This window comes from Companilactobacillus metriopterae (assembly GCF_002762335.1).
Taxonomy (GTDB): domain Bacteria; phylum Bacillota; class Bacilli; order Lactobacillales; family Lactobacillaceae; genus Companilactobacillus; species Companilactobacillus metriopterae.
On record NZ_CP024610.1, the window covers coordinates 696,261 to 717,424 of the forward strand.

The window sequence follows — 21,164 nt, forward strand, 5'->3', positions numbered from 1 at the left end:
AAAAAACTTCGGAGGATTTAACATGGCAAAATTAATCGTTTCAGATGTTGATGTAAAAGATAAGAAGGTTCTTATCCGTGTTGACTTTAATGTTCCAATCAAAGATGGTGTTGTAGGAGATACAAACCGTATCGTTGCAGCAATGCCAACAATTAACTACGTAGCTGATAATGGTGGAAAAGTTATTCTTCTATCTCACTTAGGTAGAATTAAGAGTGATGATGACAAGAAAGCTCTTACTCTAAAACCAGTTGCAGCTAAACTAGAAGAACTAATTGGAAAACCAGTTAAGTTTGTACCTTCAAATGAAGGTAAAGAACTAGAAGATGCTATCAACTCACTACAAGATGGAGAAATCCTTCTTATGGAAAATACTCGTTTCCAAGATATCGATAATGACTTCGGTAAACGTGAAAGTAAAAATGATCCTAAGTTAGGTGAATACTGGGCATCACTTGGTGACGTATTTGTAAATGACGCTTTCGGTACTGCTCACCGTGCTCACGCATCTAACGTTGGTATTTCAGAAGCAATGAAAGCTAGCAACAAACCAGTTGCTGCTGGATTCCTTATGGAAAAAGAAATCAAATTCTTAGGTAATGCTGTTGAAAACCCAGTACACCCATTTGTTACAATTCTTGGTGGTGCTAAGGTTTCAGATAAGATTGCTGTTATTGAAAACCTAATTCCTAAGTCAGATCACATCATTATTGGTGGTGGTATGGCATATACATTCCTTGCAGCTCAAGGACACAAGATTGGTAAGTCACTATTTGAAGAAGACAAACTTGATTTAGCTAAGGAACTATTAGCTAAAGCTGGAGACAAGATTGTTCTACCTGTAGATCACCTTGTTTCAAAAGAATTCTCAAATGATGCTCCATTTGAAGTATCTGGAATTGATGTTCCTGATGACATGATGGCTCTTGATATTGGACCAGAATCAATCAAGTTATTTGTAAGTAAATTGCAAGGTGCTAAGACAGTTGTTTGGAATGGACCAATGGGTGCATTCGAAATGAGCAACTTCGCCAACGGTACTCTTGAAGTTGGTAAGGCACTTGGTGAACTACCTGATGCTATTACAATCGTTGGTGGTGGTGATTCAACTGCTGCTGCTAAACAACTAGGTATTGCTGATAAGATCACACATATTTCTACTGGTGGTGGTTCATCACTTGAATATCTAGAAGGTAAGACATTACCTGGTATTGCATCAATCTCAGACAAATAATTTAATAGGAGTAACAAATTTATGCGTACACCAATTATCGCGGGTAACTGGAAATTAAACAAAAACCCTAAAGAAGCACAAGAATTTTTAAATGCAATTGAAGGTAAATTACCAGAATCTGGTGTTGAAGCCGTTATCGGTGCACCAGCTGTAGATTTATACACACTTGTAGAAGGTTCAAAAAATACACCTCTAAAGATTTCTGCTGAAAACTCATACTTTGAAGACGAAGGTGCCTTCACTGGTGAAAACAGTCCTAAAGTACTATCAGAAATGGGCGTTGAATATGTAATTATTGGACATTCAGAACGTAGAGAATATTTCCACGAAACTGATGAAGATATTAACAAAAAAGCAGTTAAGATCATTGCTAATGGTCTAACACCTATCGTATGTTGTGGTGAAACACTAGAACAACGTGAAGCAAACGAAACAGAAGGTTTCGTTACTGGTCAAATTGAAGCAGCTCTTAAAGGTATCTCTGCTGCTGATGTTGCTAACCTTGTTATTGCCTACGAACCAATCTGGGCAATTGGTACTGGTAAAACAGCTACAAGTGACCAAGCACAAGAAGTTGTTCATGTAATCCGTGAAAAAGTTGCAAGTCTTTATGATGCTGATACAGCTGATAAAGTTCGTATTCTTTACGGTGGTTCTGTAAAACCAGAAAGTATCAAAGAATTAATGTCTAAAGAAGATATTGATGGTGGACTTGTTGGTGGAGCATCACTTGATCCAGAATCATTCATCGCACTAGTTAACTATCAAAAATAATTAATATTAATTAATACTAAAATTAATGTTAAAATAAACTTATATTTGAAATAAAAAAGGAGATTACAATATGTCTGTAATTACTGATATTTTAGGTCGTGAAGTCCTTGACTCACGTGGAAATCCAACTGTTGAAGTTGAAGTTTATACTGAATTAGGTGGCTTCGGTCGCGCTCTTGTTCCATCAGGTGCCTCTACTGGTGAACACGAAGCTGTAGAACTTCGTGATGGAGACAAATCACGTTTTAATGGTAATGGTGTTTTGAAAGCTGTTGCTAATGTTAACGATAAAATCGCTAAAGAAGTTATCGGTATGGATGCAACTGATCAAAGAGCACTTGATCAAGCTATGATCGCTCTTGATGGTACAGAAAACAAAGGTAAATTAGGTGCTAACGCTATTCTTGGTGTATCACTTGCTGCTGCACGTGCTGCTGCTGACGAAATTGGTTTACCTCTATATGAATATCTTGGTGGACCAAATGCTCATACATTGCCAACACCAATGATGAACGTTATCAATGGTGGTAAGCATGCTGATAACAACGTTGACTTCCAAGAATTCATGATTCTACCTGTTGGTGCAAAGTCAATCCGTGAAGCAGTTCGTATGGGTTCAGAAACATTCCACGCACTAAAATCACTTCTACAAGCTCGCGGTCTAAACACTGCTGTTGGTGATGAAGGTGGATTTGCTCCTGACCTTGAAAACAACGAAGAACCATTTAAGATTCTTGTTGAAGCTATTGAAAAAGCTGGTTACAAACCTGGTGATGATATTGCTATTGGATTTGACTGTGCTTCATCAGAATTCTACAACAAAGAAACTGGCAAGTATGAACTTAAAGGTGAAGGTGCCAACGGTGCTGAACTAACAGCTGACGAATTCATCGACCTACTTGCAGGAATCGTTGAAAAATACCCTGTTCTTACAATCGAAGATCCTATCGATGAAGACAACTGGGAAGACTGGCAAAAAGTTACTACTAAACTAGGAGACAAAGTTCAACTAGTTGGTGATGACCTATTTGTTACAAACACTGATTACTTGAAGAAGGGTATTGATATGGGAGTATCAAACTCAATTCTTATCAAGCTAAACCAAATCGGTACACTTACAGAAACATTTGAAGCTATCGAAATGGCTAAAGAAGCTGGATTTACAGCTGTTGTTTCTCACCGTTCTGGTGAAACAGAAGATACAACAATTGCTGATCTTGTTGTTGCTACAAACGCTGGTCAAATTAAGACTGGTTCAATGAGTCGTACAGACCGTATTGCTAAGTACAATCAATTGATGAGAATCGAAGATCAATTAGGCTCACAATCAGAATACAAAGGTGTACATAGTTTCTACAACCTAAAGAAATAATTACAGATTATTGTAAATAAAAAGACAGCCTTAGGGCTGTCTTTTTTTGTTTTCCTCTGCGTAATGTATAATTAGGGTAACGGGGGTAATTATGGACGCAAATATTAATTTTGAAAAAGTAAAGTTAATCTTTGAAGGAGTACTAGTCGGATTAATAGCTGGAACTATAGTAAGCTCATTTCGTTGGATAATCGAAAACTTATTAGCAAGTTATCGTAACTTTTATTCTTTAGTACAAACTCAAGGAAATCTTGTGGTTTTAGCTGGCATCATTGCCACATTGATTGTCTTTGTTGTTATTAATGCATTACTATTGAAGAGCGAAAAAAATATTGCTGGTTCCGGAATACCTCAGGTTGAATTACAGCTAGCCGGAGAATTGAAACTCAATTGGTGGTCGATTCTATGGAAGAAGTATCTGGGTGGAATTATTAGTATTGGACCTGGTTTATTTCTTGGAAGAGAAGGGACCATCCATCCAATTGGGTGCAATGGTTGGACAAGGTTTTGGTGAGTTAATTGATGATGAATTTTCATCACATCAAAGAATTTTAATTTCTAGTGGTGCTGCGGCTGGTTTGGCGGCTGCATTTAGTGCTCCACTTGCAGGAACACTATTTGTTTTAGAAGAAATCTATCATAATTTTTCTCCACTTGTATGGATTACTGCATTGGCAAGTGCTGTATCAGCCAATTTTAGATATATCTCATAATACAAGTTTCCCAATAAAATACTATTGGATTCTGTTAATACTAGGTATTGCTTTAGGAGTATTAGGAAGGTTATACCAAATCGTTTTACTAAGAATGCCTAAATGGCTATCTTATAGTAGAATTCCGAGAAACTGGCAGGGTATTATTCCCTTTGTATTAATTGTGCCGATTGGATTGATTGTTCCACAATATCTTGGTGGTGGTAACTCTATTATCACCTCATTACCTAGTTTAAAAATTGGTTTATTGGCCTTATTAGGATTATTTGTCTTTAGATTCATTTTTTCGATGATATCTTATGGATCAGGTCTTCCTGGTGGAATATTCCTTCCAATTTTAAATTTAGGGGCAATTATTGGAGCAATATTTACAGTTATATTTAGTCACTTGGGCTTATTACCTATGCAATTTGAAAGTAGCTTAATCATATATGCAATGGCAGGATACTTTGCTTGTATTGGTAAAGCTCCATTTACAGCCATCATATTGGTTACGGAAATGGTGGGTTCTTTGGCACATTTAATGCCTTTGGCAGTAGTTTCACTTGTGGCATATCTAATAGTAGACTTGCTTGGCGGTGCACCAATTTATGAATCTTTGAAGAGTAAAATAAAGATAAATGGCAGCCATTCAACTGATTTTAATTCAGAAGATACAATTGAAGTTCCTGTTTATGAAGGATCTCAGATTAATGGTAAAGAAGTTCGTCAATTGTCTTTGCCTAACGAATGTTTAATTGTAAAAATATACCGTGGAGAAAAATTAATTATTCCACATGGAGATACTATGATACTATCAGGAGATCGAATTATATTTTCAGTACCTTCCCCTAGAAGGGTAGAATATCGATCTCAAATTAGAACAATGATTAACGGAATTAACTAGAATTATCATAATAAATATGTTATTCTTGTAGAAGTGATTTTAGCGTCTAACACCAATTTTGGAGGTTTTGCAGGTGTATAATATACTTGAAGGATTATTAATATTTGTGTCAATTCTTATCGTTATTGCAGTATTGATGCAACCAACTAAACAACAAGATGCCTTGGGTGCACTTTCTGGTGGTGGTGCTGATTTATTCAGTAACCAAAAGAAACGTGGCTTTGAAGCATTTATGGTCAAGGTTACATATGTACTACTAGTAATTTTCTTTGGACTTTCTCTAATACTAGTATACTTATCATCACATTAATTTAGTTAACCTCCTGATAGTTTGATCAGGGGGTTTTTTGTTAGGAGGGATTAAAGTGAAAATAGTTGAACCTAAGCCATTTTATTTTAAAAATAGCACCAAAGCTGTATTACTCCTACATTCATTTTCCGGAAGCCCCAATGACATGCGTCTATTAGGCAGATTCTTAGAGAGAAATGAATACTCAGCTTATGCACCAATTTTTGCAGGTCATGGAACATTTGAACCAAACGATATTTTTGAACAGGGATCACCAGATATTTGGTATCGACAAACTGTTGAAGCTATTGAATTTTTGGAATCAGAAGGTATGGCCGAAATATCTGTATTTGGTTTATCTCTGGGTTCTATCTTTGCTACTAAGATATTAGAGGAAAACAATAGAGTCAAATTAGGTGGAGTATTTGGAACACCTTTAGGTAGTCGAGATTTTAGTAATATTCGCCAAGGTTTTTTTCAATATTCTAGAAAAGTTTATGAAATAAACAATCAAGCGGATATAGATGAAAAATTGGATTTACTTACTACTAATTTAGATAAAATGATAGCCAGCATAGCTTCTTATACGGAAGATGTTGAAGACAAAATATCTCAAATTAGAAAACCATATTTTATTGGTCAAGGTACATATGATAAGCTAGTAAATCCTGAGCTGGCAGTATCAATGGGGAAGAAAGTTCCTAACGCTGAAATCCATTTATATGATGCAGGACACGTGCTAACAGTGAATGATGCACATAAACAATTGGAAATAGATTTATTAAATTTTTTAGAAAATAATTGAGGACAAAAATGCCTGATAAAGAACAAAAATTAATTGCGGATATACTTGAATTTTTTAGAAGTAATCCCGAAAAGAGATACACTTCTGATCAAGTAGAAGATTCGCTTAGAATGCATGGTGCAAGTGCGTTTAAACGTGTAGTTAAGGCACTTGCAGTATTAGAGGGTGAAGGTAAAATTACACTAACTAATACTGATGAATTTAAGATGGCTCAACAGACTAAAGTAGTCGAAGGATCATTTAGAGGAAACGAAAAGGGTTTTGGATTTGTTAGATATGACGAAGTAGAACCTGATATATTTATCAATAAAGGCAATACTTTGTTTGCTGTCAATGGAGATACCGTTGAAGTCAAAATAACTAAGCCCTCTAATCCTTGGATTGACAAGGGACCTGAAGGTGAAGTAGTAGGTATTGTAGAACGTGGAAGCACAAAGATTGTCGGAGAATTCCATCCATATAGTGATGCACAGGTTGAAAAGACTGGAAACTTCGGATATATAAAAAGTCATGAAAAGAAAATTGCTTCTTATATGATTTTTATTTCAGACAAGGGATTACACCCACAAATGGGTGATATGGTTCAAGTTTCAGTAGATGAATACCCCAATGAAAAGCACCCACAAAGTATGAAGGGAACTGCTTTGGAAATATTGGGTAACAAAAATGATCCCGGTGTTGATATTATTTCTATTGTTATTGATAACGATATCAACCCAGAATTTCCTAATGAAGTTTTAAAAGAAGCCGAATTAATACCTGATCAAGTGTTGGAAAAAGATTGGGAAGGTCGCAAAGATTTAACTGAACATGTAATTATGACAATCGATGGAGATGATTCAAAAGATTTTGATGATGCTGTTGGTGCTGATGTCTTACCTAACGGTAACTTCCATTTAGAGGTCCATATAGCTGATGTTTCACACTATGTTACTGAAGGTAGTGAACTGAACAAAGAAGCCTATGAACGTGGAACTAGTACATATTTAGTTGATCGTGTTATTCCAATGATTCCGTTTAGACTTTCAAATGGTATTTGTTCACTAAATCCTGGTGAGAACCGTCTTGCCTTAACTTGTGATATGGAAATAGATCGCAATGGGGATGTTATTAAACATGAGATATATCCTAGTGTAATTCAGTCAAAATATCGTATGACATATAAAAATGTTAATGAAATTTTAGATGGTGATCCATTACTTAATGAAGAATATTCAGCTATTGTTCCTCAAATTCAAGCAATGGCATCTCTTCATGAAATTCTTTATAATAAGCGTCATAATCGTGGTGCCATTGACTTTGAAGAAACTGAAGCAAAAATTATCGTTGATGAAAATGGTAAACCAACAGATATTGAATTGAGAGAACGTGGAATTTCTGAACGAATGATCGAGTCATTCATGTTGGAAGCCAACGAAACAGTGGCTGAACACTATAGTACTAAGCAAGTGCCATTCTTGTATCGTGTCCATGAAAAACCAGATGATGAGAAAGTAAAACGTTTTTTTGAATTTGTTGCCGCTATGGGTGTAGAAGTAAAGGGTAACCTTAAAGAAATAAGCCCAATGATGTTCCAAAATGTTTTAAAGAGTGTTTCTGGTACTCCAGAAGAAGCTGTTGTTACTATCATGTTATTGAGAAGTATGCAACAAGCTAGATACTCTGATAATCCTCTAGGACACTTTGGACTAGCTGCTAAATACTACACACACTTTACTTCACCCATCAGACGTTATCCTGATATGATCGTTCATCGTATGATACATGAGTATGCAGATTTAGGATTCACTGATGAAGAACAAGATAAGTGGTCAGAAATTCTTCCTGACATTGCAGAGCACTCATCTGGTCGTGAAAGACATTCTATCGATGCAGAAAGAGCTGTCAATGATCTTAAGAAGACAGAATACATGGCAGATCAAGTTGGAAATGAATTTGATGCAGTTGTGAGTTCTGTTACAGGATTTGGTATGTTTATTCAGCTTGAAAATACAGTTGAAGGTTTAATTCATATTTCTAATATGAAAGATGATTTCTATGAATATGATGAAAAGAGCATGTCAATTCATGGTCGAAATTCTGGAAAAGAATTCAAAGTCGGTCAAGAAATTAAAGTTAAGCTAATAAGAGCTGATATAGAACTTAGAAAACTTGACTTTGAAAGAGTTCTAACAAAAGAAGAACAAGAAATGGTTATTAAGCGTGAAGCAGAATTCCAAAAGCGTCGTAATAATCGCAAAAATTCAAGTCGTAATGGCAGAGGTCATGAAGATAAGAATAACAATTCTGATAAGAAAAGACATCGCAACAGTAAATACGAAAGACGGTGATGACTTATGAAAAAACATCACGCAAAGGCTGATAACGAAGTAGCTAATAATCGTAAAGCAAGACATGATTATAATATTTTAGAAACCTATGAGGCAGGTATTTCTTTGACAGGGACAGAGATAAAATCTGTGCGTGCCAGTAAGATAACAATCCGTGATGGCTATGTTCAACCGAGAAATGGTGAAATGTGGTTGGATAATGTAAATATTAGTGTCTATGATCAGGGTAATCAGTTTAACCACGACCCTTTGAGAGCACGAAAATTACTGTTACATAAAAAAGAAATTAGAAAATTAACTGCAACTGTTCAAGAGAAGGGAATTACAATAATTCCTTTAAAAGTATATTTAAAAAATGGTTTTGCAAAAGTTTTAATCGGTGTTGCTGAAGGTAAGAAACAATACGATAAGCGTGAAACATTGAAGAGACGCGATCAAGAAAGAGAAATTCAACGAGCATTGAAAAATACCCGTTAATTTTTTCGAGATTGGGTCTTTTTTTTATGTGCTAATAATTTTTAAAGTCCAGTTGGGACTGCTAAAATTATTAAACGCGAAGAGGTGAAATATGAATTTAACTAGAGAGTATTTACTAGATATTGTTGAAAAAGAATTATCAGATAACTTAAGAGATAAGTTTACAATTACTGAATTAGTAAATATTTCCGATTTAAGTCGAAGTACCGTTTACTATCACTTTGAATCATTGGAAGAAGTTTACAAGAGCTTATTTAATGAAAGAATATTACCTAATATAATCGTCAAAAATTTGAGTTTAAGGCCAATTGTTGAGGGACTAATTGACTATATAGTTAATAATAAGAAGATTTGTCTTAATGTGTATCGACTAACGTCTGATATGAATAGGAGAGATTATATTATTTCTTTGGTTAACCAAGCTTTTTATAAATATGAACTAGGAGAAGACAAAATTAATTCTCACCGCAGATATTTGATAGGAGGATTTGTTTTTATTCTATACTCTTGGTTTGAAGATAATTTGAGCACTGATAGTGTAGATATAAAAAAACAAGTTCATTCGTTTTTTGAAATGTTAAGTGAATATATTTAAAGGTCTATACAAATTTTGGAAAGTGTACTATTTTAAGACTGATTTAAATTTCTGCTTATTCTAAATGAAAAGATAGAACTGTAGCATAATATATGAGCTAAAGCTCAAATAAAAACGAACAACTTATCAAAAAAAGATGGTATCTAATTAGATATCATCTTTTTTTTTGAATAATTTGTAAGTTTCGGTATCATATTTAGATGAGGTGAAAAAATGCTTAGATTTGCTAAAGAAGAAGATGTAGATCATTTAATACCAATACTGTTCCAAATTTTTGATGATATGGAATTAGAAGTTTTCAATAAAGTTGGTCGCGAAAAAATGATGAAACTAATTCGTGAAGGATTTTTCCAAAGTGACTATCGATATGGCTATAAGAATATTCTAGTTGAAGAGATAGAGGGAAAAATCGCAGGATTATCTGTAGGTTATCCAGAAGAGTTAGAAGATGATATTGATCAACCGATGCAAAAAATTATGCAGAAACATGGAATTGACTCACAAACACTTTTCGATGACAAAGAGGCATGGCCCGGTGAGTGGTACTTAGATTCATTTGCAATTTCTAAAGACCTTCAAAATCAAGGTATTGGAACTAAAATGCTAAAAGAATTAATCGAGTGGGTTAAGAACCAAGGCGAAAAAACACTTAGTTTGAATGTTGATACCAAAAATGATCGTGCTAGACACGTATATGAAAAGCTAGGCTTTAAAAAAGTTGGCGAATTATATATTGGAACTCATCTGTACGAACATATGCAATTAAATCTTATATAAAAAAGACGTCTAACAAGACGTCTTTTTGTTTTTTATTTTACTTACCGATAACTTTAATTTTGATTTAGAAGGTGTTAAATTTGTTTTTTTATCGCTGTCTAATAAAGGTATTTTGAGATATCTATTTAGAAAGATAGTGATTAAAACAATCACAGGCATATTGGAATTGTCAGCAATATCCATTTCTAAAATCTGTTGGTTAATTCTACCCACACTTGGATGGACATTAAAAACTGGTTCAGATTTATGAGTAACAGTGTATTTGCATAATGGTAAATTACCATGAACATTCCAATTCAATTTTGAAATGTGAATGAATCTTAAGTCAATAACTGGAAGTGTCGTAATACTGGCAATATTAACTTCCTCAATAAAAAAATTAAAAGAATTTAGGAGTTTGCTTTTATATTTAATTTCTCCAATAAGTTCATTCTGAGTGTTATATAATTTGATTAGTAAGGGATCTTTTTTATCTCTAGAAGCAATAAAAATAGTATGGCTATTTTTATTGCTAATAGTCATAACATTTCCGTGATCTAGATCTGTTTTTCTTATAAACAGTTTTGTCATGAAAATCCCTCCTAATTTATATTTGAATAGTAACACAAAATAAATACTTTAGGATAAATTATGGGTAGGTATATGATGGGAAAATTTATATCAAATGATTGGCAAGATATATTAGAGCCAGAATTCCAAAAAGATTACTATAAAAAATTACATGATTTTTTAAAGAAAGAGTATAGTACAAAAACTATTTATCCTGAGATGCACCATATATATCAAGCTTTCAATTGGACATCATTTAGTGATACCAAAGTAGTTATTTTAGGTCAAGATCCTTATCATGAACCTAATCAAGCTATCGGGTGCAGCTTTGCAGTCAGTGAAGGCGTTCAACTACCACCTTCACTTCAAAATATATACAAAGAATTAGATGATGATTTAGGTATTCCCCCTGTATCAACAGGATATTTAAAAAAGTGGGCAGATCAAGGAGTTTTATTACTGAACTCTGTTCTTACAGTTGAGCGTGGTCGTGCCAATTCTCATAAGGGACAAGGTTGGGAACAGTTAACCGATACGGCTATCAAAGAGTTGTCTGATCGGGGAGAAGTAGTATTTATACTATGGGGTAACTCAGCTCGTAGTAAAAAATCACTAATCGATGAAGAAAAAAATACCATTATAGAAGGAGTTCATCCAAGTCCTTTGTCAGCATATCGAGGATTTTTTGGTTCAAAGCCTTTTTCTAAAGCAAATAAAGCGCTTTTACACTATAATAAAGAAGTAATTGATTGGAATGTTTTATAATATAAAATAAACATAAGGATTTAAAACAATTTTAAATAAAGATGATATTCAAAAAATGCTGTTGTATCAATGATTATTAGATATGTTTCCTCGATTAAGAAAAATAAAAAACACAAGAACGTCTGTTCTAGATTCACATCAGGTTCACAAATCATTACATGAGACTCATAATTTTTTGTACCTCTTTTTTAGCCCTTTCTTCCAGAACGTGTTGATAAACCCTCATCGTCATGCCAATATTAGCGTGGCCTAATATTTTTGACACATAGGATATATCAACACCTTCATTTATTAGATATGAAGCATATGTATGTCTTAATTTATGAGGAGTGAAGTTGGTATCTATATTTAAAAAAGACAGCAAAGATTTAAATCTATCGATAACAGTTTTGTGAGATAAAGCTCTTGTAATATGACCGGTTTCTTTTATTGCTAATAAACATACCTTTGTATCTTTTCCTAGTGGAATCATTCTATTCGATGAAACAGTCTTTGTTCTATTCTCGTATGTGCCACTATTAAAATCATAGATTTTATTAACAGCTATAAAATTATTTTCGAAATCTATGTCTTCCCAATTTAAACCAAAAACTTCAACAATTCTCATACCCGTTTTTGCTGCAACATAAAAAGCTAAGTTTGATTTTTCTGTTAAGTGCGCTTCTAAATAATCTATTAAATTAAAATATTCTGTTTTGCTCAATACTTGTTGTTTAGGAATGATTTTATTCTTTTTGAATTCTATTCTATATGTGAAGTCCTTGAATATAATCCCTTCTTGTACAGCATCTCTAACAGCTGACTTTATAACCGAATGGTACTGTTGAATGGAGGAGTATTTTAATTCCTCACTAAGATTATTGACAAACTTTTGATAATCGCTTCTAGTTATAGAATTGAGAGGTGTAAATTTAAAGTACAAGTGAATTTTATTATACGCGGACATATACAATCTTACTCTTCCGGCAACAACTTTACCCTTCTTATAAATCTCAAACCATTCTTTAAAATAATCAGCAAAGCTAATATTTTTATTGTCTATGCTGAATCCCTTATCTTTATTGGTTTCAATCTCTCTAGCTGCAATTTCAGCTTCTCTCTTTGTAGAATACCCACCTTTAGTTTTCGAGTGCCGTGTGTGGTTATCATCATAGTAATTCACTCGGTAAGTCCACGTTTTACCACGTTTATATATACTTGCCATGGGTTCACCTCCTAATTTAGGTAAAAATAAATTGTATTGATTTGAGCTCTTTTGAGCTTAAATTAGCTACTTTGATCTTGTATGAGTTTATGTAAGATGTTAGAATACTCGAAGAGAGAATAGTCTAATCTTTCATTCATCTATTCTTTCTTCCATCTCTTTAATGTTCTGACATTATAATCGCTTAGTGGACAACGAAAGTTGCATCCATTATTGTTGGCTGGCAACGGAAAAACCAGACGTAGGTTGGGCGACAACTTAAAAATCAGAAAGGAAGCTAGGTTAATACCTAGCTTTTTTAATTATGAAAAGCAATCAGATTAAGTCGTGGGAAGAATCATATAGTTTTTTTTGTAAAAATTTTATTGGCAAAAGAGTTATATATGAGTATGAATATAAAAATCAAACAAAAATTTTAGAAGTATCAATGAAAAAGAAACATTTTTTACATTTATGTGGAGTTAAATATTCACGAGGAGCCAAGAATTTTGCGAGAGATTTGGAAAGAGGAAGATTAGATCCAAAGGATGTTATTATGTCTTCTAGTATCAAGAATGTTGTAGAGGCTAAAATTAGATGTATTGACAATTTAAAATATCTTATTTCAAAAGGCGTTAGAATTTCAGATAATGGCAATTTTACAAACCTGTCTTTTGATAAAGCAATCAGATCAAATAAAGATCTGGTTGCTCTTTCCTTGATATGTACTCAAAGAGGAGATTACATTCCAAATAGTTTACTTAACTTAACATATACAAAATCTATGGCATCAGTATTGAAAAATACTAAGTCAGTTACTTCAATATCTGTAATAGATATTGAAACACAAACAAAAAGGACTATCTTTTAGAAGACATGTAAATTACATGTCTTTTTTATTTTGGGTAAAAATAAATAAGCCTAGGGTGGCTTATTTATAAAATATTATTAATTCCAGCGACTAGTCTTAGAAGGAAGTAGCATTAGAATAATGAACCAAATAACTCCAATTAAAGGAACTAGATTGATTAGTACCCACCATCCTGATCTATCAGTATCGTGAAGTCGTCTAATTCTTAATGAAAGTGTTCCAATCCAAACAATTATGGCAATAATATCTGAAACCATATTTGCATAAAGATCTCTAAAATTATAAATATCTTCAAATGGATGACCAGTGATTGCTTGAATTATAGCAATTATTACTACAGCTAGAAGCCAGTTAATAATAATTGGCCACCAATAATCTGGTCTATTTGACTTACCTGAAAAGTTAAATACATTACTCCAAAACTTTTTATAAGAATTTATCATAGTAAATTCCTCCCTAAAAATAATATTCAGCTTTTTGTGTCTTCAGTATTTGGACAGAATGCTAAGCCTAGGGTGGCTTAGTTATTTAATAAGTTATTTTTTTCTAGATCTCATTTGTGATCTTGTCATACCTTGAGAGTAGTTTTGAACATTATTGTTATTGTTAGATGTACTTTGAGATTTGTTTACGTTTCTATTAATTAAAATATGCCAAATTAGTAATCCAAATCCAATAATAAAACCTAACCAAATCCAGATAACTAAGTCCCCTGAATCCTTGGTAGTCGTTGTAATTGACATCAATCCAATCAATCCAAGAATAACCGCATTGGCAATATCTCCACCTAAACCATTTGATTTACGTGTGGCTAAGTATACAATCCCAGAAACGATATAAGCTAATGCCATAAGTACAGCTCCAGAGTCACTAGCTTGACCGTTGCTTTCTACGGAGTTAATAAATCCCATAGCTATACCTTGAATTAAAATAAGTGGCGAAAGTACAATCATTAAAATCCCTAATACTAATTTAGTTGTTTTCATTAAATTTCCCCTAAAAATATAATCCAGGTTTTTGGGTCGTCAGTGTTTGGACTATTAATATATTAATTATAACTTATTATTCATGTATTTATATACTTCGTCATGAAGATGTGGCAAAACATCAAAGGTATCCATAAATTGCTCAGGGTTGATATATTCTTCCTCTGAATTAGCAATATAAAAATCGGCAAGAATCTGGATTGCTGTTTTATTGGCATCAAATTCAATCTTATTTTTACTATTTGTGAAATACAGAGGAGCCATAGAGTCATGATTGTTTAGTACATGTCCAATCTCGTGTGCTATCTGAAAGGGAAGTTGCTTCTTATTTTTTAAATTCATATTTATGATGATCATATTTTTCGAAGGGTAAGAAGAACAATTTTCTTCTTCTGGTAATAGATACGTGGAAATTATAGAAATTTTATGATCATAGGCATAATTAAACAAGTAGTCCATTATATTCATTCAGGTTAATCTTCCTTTAGTAAACGTTTAATAATTTCTCTATATTCTTTTGAAACTTCTTTACCTTCAAATGTCATAAGAACATCATCATCTGTAATTTCTACTGTTTTGTTTTTAGATTTTGTATCAGTCTTTCCTAATAGATAATCAATAGAAACATTTAAAACGTCAGCAACTTTAGAAAGATTTTCTGTACTAGGGGTTTTTGTTTTCCAGTGATATATAGAATTTGTACCTAATTCTGCTTTTTCAGCTAATTGTTGCAACGTGTATCCACGTTCTTTTGCGATTTTTTTAACTCTATCAAAGGTTGTCATATCAATCTTTCTCCGTGATTGACAAAGCTTATTTATCACCCATGCTAAAATATCTGTTGACTACTTAGCACGAATGCACAATAATAAGTTCATCAAGTAATTGAGCAATAAGTAAACAGACCTATCCCGTGAGATGTAGGAGTCGTAAGGGCTAGGGTACATGTTATATGGTTATTTGCTATGCATTGATTTTATCACCCGTGCTAAAATTAGTCAACAACTTGATGAATTTATTACCGAAAGGAGGAAGAAGTATGAATAAAAAGTTTAATTTAGATAGTCCTATTTATGGAAAACCAAGTTTGGAATTAGTATTGCAAAATGGTGACCAATATATGGAATTAATAAAAAAAGTTCAACAAGAATCTGCTGAACTTCAAAAAGATTTAGAAAAAATTAGATCTATTACACCAGTTTTTAAAACTAAATAAAACCAACGAATTCAATAGAACTATTTGTATCTAAATTATAAAAACTAAAAGTAGTCTCTGGACTATTTAAAAATTTTACATTATCCAGAGAAGCGGTATCTAAATGTACATAGAAATTCATTGCAGCTTTTTTTGAAATTTTTAAAAGTGTATTAGTTAAAAATTTCATATCTTGAAAAGATGGTGTGACATCTTGCAAAGAAATTTTCTTGCTTATTTCTTGATTTAAAGTTATTAAGTTTTCAGATTCTGAAATCTAAGATGCAGTAAAAAATTGATCTTCTGATTTAAAAACAATCTTACTTTGATCAAATTTTAATATATTTGGATTTACTTTACTTACTTGCTTAAGACAGTATACAAAATATTGTGCTTCTTCCAAATTCATAACAATTTTTTACATATTGGGAAATAAGTTGATTGTTTTTTATTAAGTAATCATTACGTCTATTTACATTTTTAATTTCATTTAAAAGATAAGGGGACGGAAGTCCCTTGCTGATTGCGCCTGTCATTTTTCTAGCATATTCTGAATTGATTTTTAAGGGGGATATTGCTTCGTTCAAAATTTTAATTTGTTGAATGGTAGGTTTCATAGCGTTACTTATTGTTTCTGCCGTTCTTGCTGAAGCTGACAACTGTCTCCTAAAATTCTCATCATAGAAATTATCCATAATCATTCTCCAATACTATTATTACCAAAATTATACCAAAGAAAGGGGTGATAAATATCGAATATTCTAGGGCACAAAAAAAGTCCCAATCAGCGGCAACTGATTAAGGGACTAGGTTATAAATTGAATACCGTTTAAATATATCACGAAAGGATAAACTATGTCCACATTATACGAACTGACTGATAACTACATGAAGTTATTAGATTATGCAGAAGATATGGACCCAACATTATTCCATGACACGTTGGATTCTATCGATGAAGCAATAGAAGATAAAGCAGTCAACTACGCAAAAGTTGATAAAGAATTATCAAAAGATGAATTAGCTCTCAAAGAAGATATTCAAAGACTTAGTTTAAGAGCTACTACAATTCATAACAATAGAAAAAAATTAAAAAATAACCTTGCTGAACAAATGGAATCAATCGGTAAGGAAAAGATTAAAACACCTGAGTTTACTATCTGGGTTCAGAACAACCAACCATCTTTAAACACATTTGATGAAAGCAAAGTACCAGCTAGTTATTTTGAAACAAAGTATGTACTTAATAATCAAAAGCTAAAAGAAGACTTAAAGAAAGGAAAAGAAGTTCCGGGGGCAACTCTAGAAACTGGTTCTTCTTTAAGGATTAGATGATGGAAATAAAAAGTGCAAAAAGTATTTCTAGAAGTGATAACTGGAAAACTATTCTATATGGAAAACCGGGTGTTGGTAAAATTTCTGCAATTAAAAATTTAAAAGGTAAGACACTTGTAGTTGATTTAGATAACAGTTCAAGAGTATTGGCTGGATCTGATGTAGACATAATTGATTTTGATAGAGTACACCCAGAAGAATTTATGGAAGAGCTACTTAAGCAACTCCCTGAACTTATAAAATCATATAACAATCTTGTTATTGATAATGTATCAAGTTTTGAAAAAGATTGGTTTGTTGAAAAGGGTCGTAAATCAAAAAATGGAATAAGTAATGAGATTCAAGATTATTCACAATGGACTAATTACTTTGCCAGAGTTATGACAACTATTTATATGTTACCTAACATCAATATTGTCACTACAGCATGGGAAAACCAAAGAAAAATTACTAGTCCAAGCGGTCAAGAGTTCAGTCAATATGCACCTCAAATGAGAGACGCTGTAAGAGATGGTTTATTAGGATTAGCTGATGTAGTTGGTCGTATGGCAATCAATCCAGAATCAGGCAATAGAGGAGTTTTCTTAGAAGGAAACGACGGGATGTTTGCTAAGAACAGATTAGACAATCGCAAAGCAACTAGTATAGAGCAACTTTTCAACTGGGGTGATGTTAATGTACAAGCTTCATCAGTATCAACAGACGCTGGTAAACCAAGCAAGACAGAAACTAAGTCAGAAAAGTAAATCAGTATTAATAGTTAGTCCCGCTGGTTCTGGTAAGTCGGTCATCATTGCTGAAATAGCACGCCTAGCATTACTAAAACCAGATGGACAGGTAATGTTTACGGTTCATAGAAAAGAGCTAATAGAACAGATTAAAAGGTCATTTCAAGATAATGATGTTGATCTAAATAGATGCACTGTAATGACTGTTGGAAAGATAGCTAGCAGATTAGATAGTCTACCAAAACCAACATTAATAATCACTGATGAAACACACCATTCATTAGCTAAGACTTATCAATCTATATATGAATATTATTCTGATGTACCTAGATTAGGCTTTTCTGCTTCTCCATGGCGTATGAATGGTAAGGGACTAGGAAATGTATACGATTCAATGGTTGAAGGTCCTAGCGTTGAATGGTTGATAAAGAACAATTATTTAGCGCCTTACAAGTATTATTCAGTGAAATTAGTTGATGATGAAAAGCTAAAACGTTCTAGCACTGGTGACTTCACTAACAAATCAATTGACTATGCGATAGGTCGAACAATCTTTGGAGATGTAATAAGTACTTATAAGAAAGTAGCTGATGGTAAGCAAGCAATTGTGTACTGCCACTCAATAGAATTTAGTAAGTATATAGCTGAACAGTTTAATAAAGCTGGTATAAAGGCAGCTCATGCGGATTCTAAAACACCTACTAAAGAACGTGAACAGATAATGAGTAACTTCAAAAAAGGAATCCTGCAAGTTATTAGTAATGTGGATCTTATCTCGGAAGGTTTTAACGTACCAGATTGTTCAGTGGAAGATGCAATCAATATTATTAATGGTTAGAAAATCAAACGAACAATTACTTATTGAAAAAATACATGAATTAGAAATTGAGAAAAGGCAATTGAAAACAGAAAACGAAACTCTACTTTTAAAAATAGAAGAACTTGAGGAAGAGAATGAAATCACTAGAGTATAAATTTGGATTTAACAGCATTTTGGAGCATCAAGATGACCCTAGAGTTATTAAATTTAGAAAGAAACTTCAAATACCAGATAATGATATACACCCAGCAATATTAAAAGTTATTCAGTATGAACTTGATTATGGTGAGTTTAATCTTGATGAAATAGCAGAAAGAAATATTATTAGTCAACAAAAACTATTGAACTTGATTATGTCAAAAGACTTATCTATTGAAAAATGGATGTCTAAAAATAAACAATTTAAAGAGGCACAACATTTTTTAGATAGTGGTAATAAAGTGGGATTAACTAAGAAATTAAAAATGCCTCAACGTGTTATTAGTTTTCTATATAAATATGGCTATCTAAATAATACTAAATATCTATATTTAACATCTATAAGTAATAAATATGATCATGGGTTTGCCCAACGATTATTAGATAGTGGTGTTCCTAAAAGTAAAATTATAAAAGAAATAGGTATATCTAATGACTCTCTAAAAAAAGAAATACGACTAGGTCATTTAAGTGATGAGTTATGGAGAGAAAAACGATGAGTTACTGCGAACACTGCGACATGCAGATACCAAGGATATTTACATAGAAGTAAAGATGGTGAAGTGTATCTACCACCAACATACTGTAGTAACTGTGGGAGAAAATTATAAAAGATAAACAGTGAGGATCTAGAAAGTGGACATCGTAATTTATTTTAATGAATTTAAGTAGTAGAATTGTAATTCTAAAATAAATAGAACGGAGAAACAGATGAATAATATTTTGAGAGTAATTAACCCCAAATGGTACAAGGAACAAATGAGTGGGTGGACGAAAATTAGTTACATTCTATTATTTGTAGGGTATTTAATACAATTGGTAATAGGGTTTAATAGTGGAATTAATATGTTGAGTGTTACAAGTACAATTGCTGGTGTTATCGGTTTTACGTGTACAATAGCAATTACTAATGGTAAGAGTATAAATGGATTATTAGGATTTATATCAGCTTTATTATTAATATTCGTAGCTACAAGAACAGGTAACTACTCTGATGTTATTATGCAAACAGCTTATGTTTTGTTACTTGATATACCAATTCTTCTTAGTGTTTCTTGGAATGGAAATTTTGAACCTAGAAAAATGAAAATTAACAACATTATTTTTTACCTAGGATTATTTTTTATTTTTGTAATATTAACTTTTTTACTGGATACATATTTGGGAAGTCAGCAAGCAATTTTAGATAGTATATCAGCTTCTGTAGGTTTAACTGGTGCTGTTTTAACTGTTCAGCGTTATAGAGCCTCATATTATATGTGGACACTTCAGGCACTTATGAGTATTGCTTTGTGGATTCAAACTGCAATTAATGGACATGCTGTATGGGTATTGATGATAACCTATATGCTATATCTAACTAACGATATAATTGCATTTACACACTCTAAGTGGTTTAAGTAGAAATAAAAAAGCCACCCACAAAGTGAGTGACCTCTAGATTGATTAATCCTGAACAAATTAATTATATCACATGGAGGGTGTAGAGTGGCAATTAGAGATTTATCTATATTAGATCAGATATTCAATAATGTTGATGTTGAGAAAACCGAAAACAATGTTCGCAATTATTTCAGTAATAAATTCCCACAATTGGTAATGAAAGCTGGTTATAGCATGTCTCAACTTAAGTCCCCGGTGATTGATGATATGCCCAGTTCTACGCCTTATGGTAATACTGTTGAGAAACAACTAGTTGCATATATTGATGCACGATTAGTTGTAATTGAGACGATCGTAGCTATAGATAGATGCCCAATTAAGTATCAAAGATTATTAAGATTGAAATATATTGATGAACTACCTAACTACATCATTATGGAAAGATTGGGATACGAAAAAACTCAATACTATGAGAATACCAAGAAAGCATATATTTGGTTTGCTAATTCATTTGAAAGAACAATGGATCTACATGTTTACAAAACCGGACTTTTTCCGGACTAATACCGGAGTTTGACCGGACACTTTATGTGTTAAATTGATATAGTAACAAAATATAAGGACATACCTTATACGCAAGTCATGGTGCTAGTAAAACTCCTTTCAAAGCAAATTTAATTTTCATGGTGTCCTCCATATCACATTAAAAATTAAACTAGAGTAGGTTCGATTCCTATTGCTTGCTTATGCCTATCTTCCCGGGTAGGCAAAATAATATAGAAAGACTACCACTGGTAGTCCTTAAAAAAATTACAACAAAAAGCACACCTATTAATTAGGTAGTGTTTTTTGTTTAACTAGTATAATATAAATATGTTATTTTTTTATGGAGGTTAGAT

26 protein-coding genes and 1 pseudogene are annotated in these 21,164 nt (G+C 32.7%); 19 read left to right on the forward strand and 8 right to left on the reverse strand.

Annotation, left to right across the window (positions count from 1 at the left end; genetic code table 11):
• Positions 1-22: 22 nt before the first annotated feature.
• From CS873_RS03370 to CS873_RS03415, 10 genes and pseudogenes are all read left to right on the forward strand, one after another.
• Positions 23-1,234 (forward strand): phosphoglycerate kinase, encoded by a 1,212-nt coding sequence (locus tag CS873_RS03370; protein WP_099974467.1) that lies wholly within the window; start codon positions 23-25, stop codon positions 1,232-1,234.
• A gap of 21 nt (positions 1,235-1,255) precedes the next feature.
• Positions 1,256-2,008: a triose-phosphate isomerase gene (gene tpiA, locus CS873_RS03375; protein WP_099974468.1), complete on the forward strand. Its 753-nt coding sequence runs from the start codon at positions 1,256-1,258 to the stop codon at positions 2,006-2,008.
• Between the two features lie 70 nt (positions 2,009-2,078).
• Positions 2,079-3,380, forward strand: a complete 1,302-nt coding sequence (eno, locus tag CS873_RS03380) for a phosphopyruvate hydratase (protein ID WP_099974469.1) — start codon at positions 2,079-2,081, stop codon at positions 3,378-3,380.
• Positions 3,381-3,471: 91 nt separating this feature from the next.
• Positions 3,472-4,979: pseudogene (locus CS873_RS08355) on the forward strand (ClC family H(+)/Cl(-) exchange transporter).
• Between the two features lie 73 nt (positions 4,980-5,052).
• Positions 5,053-5,289 (forward strand): preprotein translocase subunit SecG, encoded by a 237-nt coding sequence (secG, locus tag CS873_RS03390; RefSeq protein WP_099974470.1) that lies wholly within the window; start codon positions 5,053-5,055, stop codon positions 5,287-5,289.
• A gap of 55 nt (positions 5,290-5,344) precedes the next feature.
• A complete protein-coding gene (locus CS873_RS03395; protein WP_099974471.1) occupies positions 5,345-6,073 on the forward strand; it encodes an alpha/beta hydrolase in 729 nt (242 codons plus the stop codon).
• A gap of 8 nt (positions 6,074-6,081) precedes the next feature.
• Positions 6,082-8,403, forward strand: a complete 2,322-nt coding sequence (rnr, locus tag CS873_RS03400) for a ribonuclease R (RefSeq protein WP_099974472.1) — start codon at positions 6,082-6,084, stop codon at positions 8,401-8,403.
• 6 nt (positions 8,404-8,409) lie between these two features.
• Complete coding sequence (smpB, locus tag CS873_RS03405) at positions 8,410-8,880, forward strand: SsrA-binding protein SmpB (protein ID WP_099974473.1); 471 nt, start codon at positions 8,410-8,412, stop codon at positions 8,878-8,880.
• A gap of 91 nt (positions 8,881-8,971) precedes the next feature.
• On the forward strand, positions 8,972-9,475 hold the full coding sequence (locus CS873_RS03410; protein WP_099974474.1) for a TetR/AcrR family transcriptional regulator: 504 nt from the start codon (positions 8,972-8,974) through the stop codon (positions 9,473-9,475).
• A gap of 213 nt (positions 9,476-9,688) precedes the next feature.
• Positions 9,689-10,252, forward strand: a complete 564-nt coding sequence (locus CS873_RS03415) for a GNAT family N-acetyltransferase (protein ID WP_099974475.1) — start codon at positions 9,689-9,691, stop codon at positions 10,250-10,252.
• 9 nt (positions 10,253-10,261) lie between these two features.
• Here the strand turns inward: CS873_RS03415 and CS873_RS03420 are convergent, their stop codons facing one another.
• Positions 10,262-10,822 carry an LURP-one-related/scramblase family protein gene (locus tag CS873_RS03420; protein ID WP_099974476.1) on the reverse strand — a complete coding sequence of 187 codons (561 nt, stop codon included), beginning with the start codon at positions 10,820-10,822 and terminating at the stop codon, positions 10,262-10,264.
• Between the two features lie 75 nt (positions 10,823-10,897).
• Here CS873_RS03420 and CS873_RS03425 point away from each other — a divergent pair, with 75 nt between their 5' ends.
• Entirely contained in the window at positions 10,898-11,566 is a 669-nt protein-coding gene (locus CS873_RS03425; RefSeq protein WP_099974477.1) for a uracil-DNA glycosylase, read from the forward strand.
• Positions 11,567-11,720: 154 nt separating this feature from the next.
• Here CS873_RS03425 and CS873_RS03430 read toward each other — a convergent pair whose 3' ends face one another.
• Positions 11,721-12,770, reverse strand: coding sequence for a site-specific integrase (locus CS873_RS03430; protein ID WP_099974478.1), 1,050 nt, complete (start codon positions 12,768-12,770; stop codon positions 11,721-11,723).
• A 304-nt stretch (positions 12,771-13,074) separates the two neighbouring features.
• Between CS873_RS03430 and CS873_RS03435 the strand changes: the two genes are divergently transcribed.
• Positions 13,075-13,620 carry a PBECR4 domain-containing protein gene (locus CS873_RS03435; RefSeq protein WP_099974479.1) on the forward strand — a complete coding sequence of 182 codons (546 nt, stop codon included), beginning with the start codon at positions 13,075-13,077 and terminating at the stop codon, positions 13,618-13,620.
• Between the two features lie 77 nt (positions 13,621-13,697).
• Here the strand turns inward: CS873_RS03435 and CS873_RS03440 are convergent, their stop codons facing one another.
• The 4 genes from CS873_RS03440 to CS873_RS03455 all read right to left on the reverse strand — a co-directional run bounded on the left by CS873_RS03440 (position 13,698) and on the right by CS873_RS03455 (position 15,391).
• Entirely contained in the window at positions 13,698-14,063 is a 366-nt protein-coding gene (locus tag CS873_RS03440; RefSeq protein ID WP_099974480.1) for a DUF805 domain-containing protein, read from the reverse strand.
• Positions 14,064-14,156: 93 nt separating this feature from the next.
• Positions 14,157-14,606, reverse strand: coding sequence for a hypothetical protein (locus CS873_RS03445; protein ID WP_179946638.1), 450 nt, complete (start codon positions 14,604-14,606; stop codon positions 14,157-14,159).
• A 66-nt stretch (positions 14,607-14,672) separates the two neighbouring features.
• Positions 14,673-15,065: an ImmA/IrrE family metallo-endopeptidase gene (locus tag CS873_RS03450; RefSeq protein ID WP_169922441.1), complete on the reverse strand. Its 393-nt coding sequence runs from the start codon at positions 15,063-15,065 to the stop codon at positions 14,673-14,675.
• 14 nt (positions 15,066-15,079) lie between these two features.
• Entirely contained in the window at positions 15,080-15,391 is a 312-nt protein-coding gene (locus CS873_RS03455) for a helix-turn-helix domain-containing protein (protein ID WP_099974482.1), read from the reverse strand.
• A gap of 254 nt (positions 15,392-15,645) precedes the next feature.
• Between CS873_RS03455 and CS873_RS08110 the strand changes: the two genes are divergently transcribed.
• Entirely contained in the window at positions 15,646-15,822 is a 177-nt protein-coding gene (locus CS873_RS08110) for a hypothetical protein (protein WP_169922442.1), read from the forward strand.
• On the opposite strand, the gene CS873_RS03460 is transcribed toward CS873_RS08110, so the two are convergent.
• Positions 15,815-16,021: a hypothetical protein gene (locus tag CS873_RS03460; protein WP_099974483.1), complete on the reverse strand. Its 207-nt coding sequence runs from the start codon at positions 16,019-16,021 to the stop codon at positions 15,815-15,817. The genes CS873_RS08110 and CS873_RS03460 overlap by 8 nt on opposite strands.
• A 148-nt stretch (positions 16,022-16,169) precedes the next feature.
• Positions 16,170-16,496 (reverse strand): hypothetical protein, encoded by a 327-nt coding sequence (locus tag CS873_RS03465; RefSeq protein WP_099974484.1) that lies wholly within the window; start codon positions 16,494-16,496, stop codon positions 16,170-16,172.
• 160 nt (positions 16,497-16,656) lie between these two features.
• Here CS873_RS03465 and CS873_RS03470 point away from each other — a divergent pair, with 160 nt between their 5' ends.
• The 6 genes from CS873_RS03470 to CS873_RS03495 all read left to right on the forward strand — a co-directional run bounded on the left by CS873_RS03470 (position 16,657) and on the right by CS873_RS03495 (position 20,829).
• A complete protein-coding gene (locus tag CS873_RS03470; RefSeq protein WP_099974485.1) occupies positions 16,657-17,136 on the forward strand; it encodes a siphovirus Gp157 family protein in 480 nt (159 codons plus the stop codon).
• Positions 17,133-17,882, forward strand: a complete 750-nt coding sequence (locus tag CS873_RS03475) for an AAA family ATPase (protein ID WP_179946639.1) — start codon at positions 17,133-17,135, stop codon at positions 17,880-17,882. Before CS873_RS03470 ends, CS873_RS03475 begins: the two co-directional genes overlap by 4 nt.
• Entirely contained in the window at positions 17,812-18,702 is an 891-nt protein-coding gene (locus tag CS873_RS03480) for a DEAD/DEAH box helicase (protein ID WP_099974486.1), read from the forward strand. The genes CS873_RS03475 and CS873_RS03480 overlap by 71 nt, the downstream gene beginning before the upstream one ends.
• Positions 18,703-18,818: 116 nt before the next feature.
• A complete protein-coding gene (locus CS873_RS03485; RefSeq protein ID WP_099974487.1) occupies positions 18,819-19,382 on the forward strand; it encodes a hypothetical protein in 564 nt (187 codons plus the stop codon).
• Between the two features lie 211 nt (positions 19,383-19,593).
• On the forward strand, positions 19,594-20,286 hold the full coding sequence (gene pnuC, locus CS873_RS03490; protein WP_099974488.1) for a nicotinamide riboside transporter PnuC: 693 nt from the start codon (positions 19,594-19,596) through the stop codon (positions 20,284-20,286).
• An 84-nt stretch (positions 20,287-20,370) separates the two neighbouring features.
• The gene (locus CS873_RS03495; protein ID WP_169922443.1) at positions 20,371-20,829 is read left to right on the forward strand and encodes an ArpU family phage packaging/lysis transcriptional regulator; all 459 of its coding nucleotides are present in this window, start codon (positions 20,371-20,373) and stop codon (positions 20,827-20,829) included.
• Positions 20,830-21,164 lie beyond the last annotated feature (335 nt).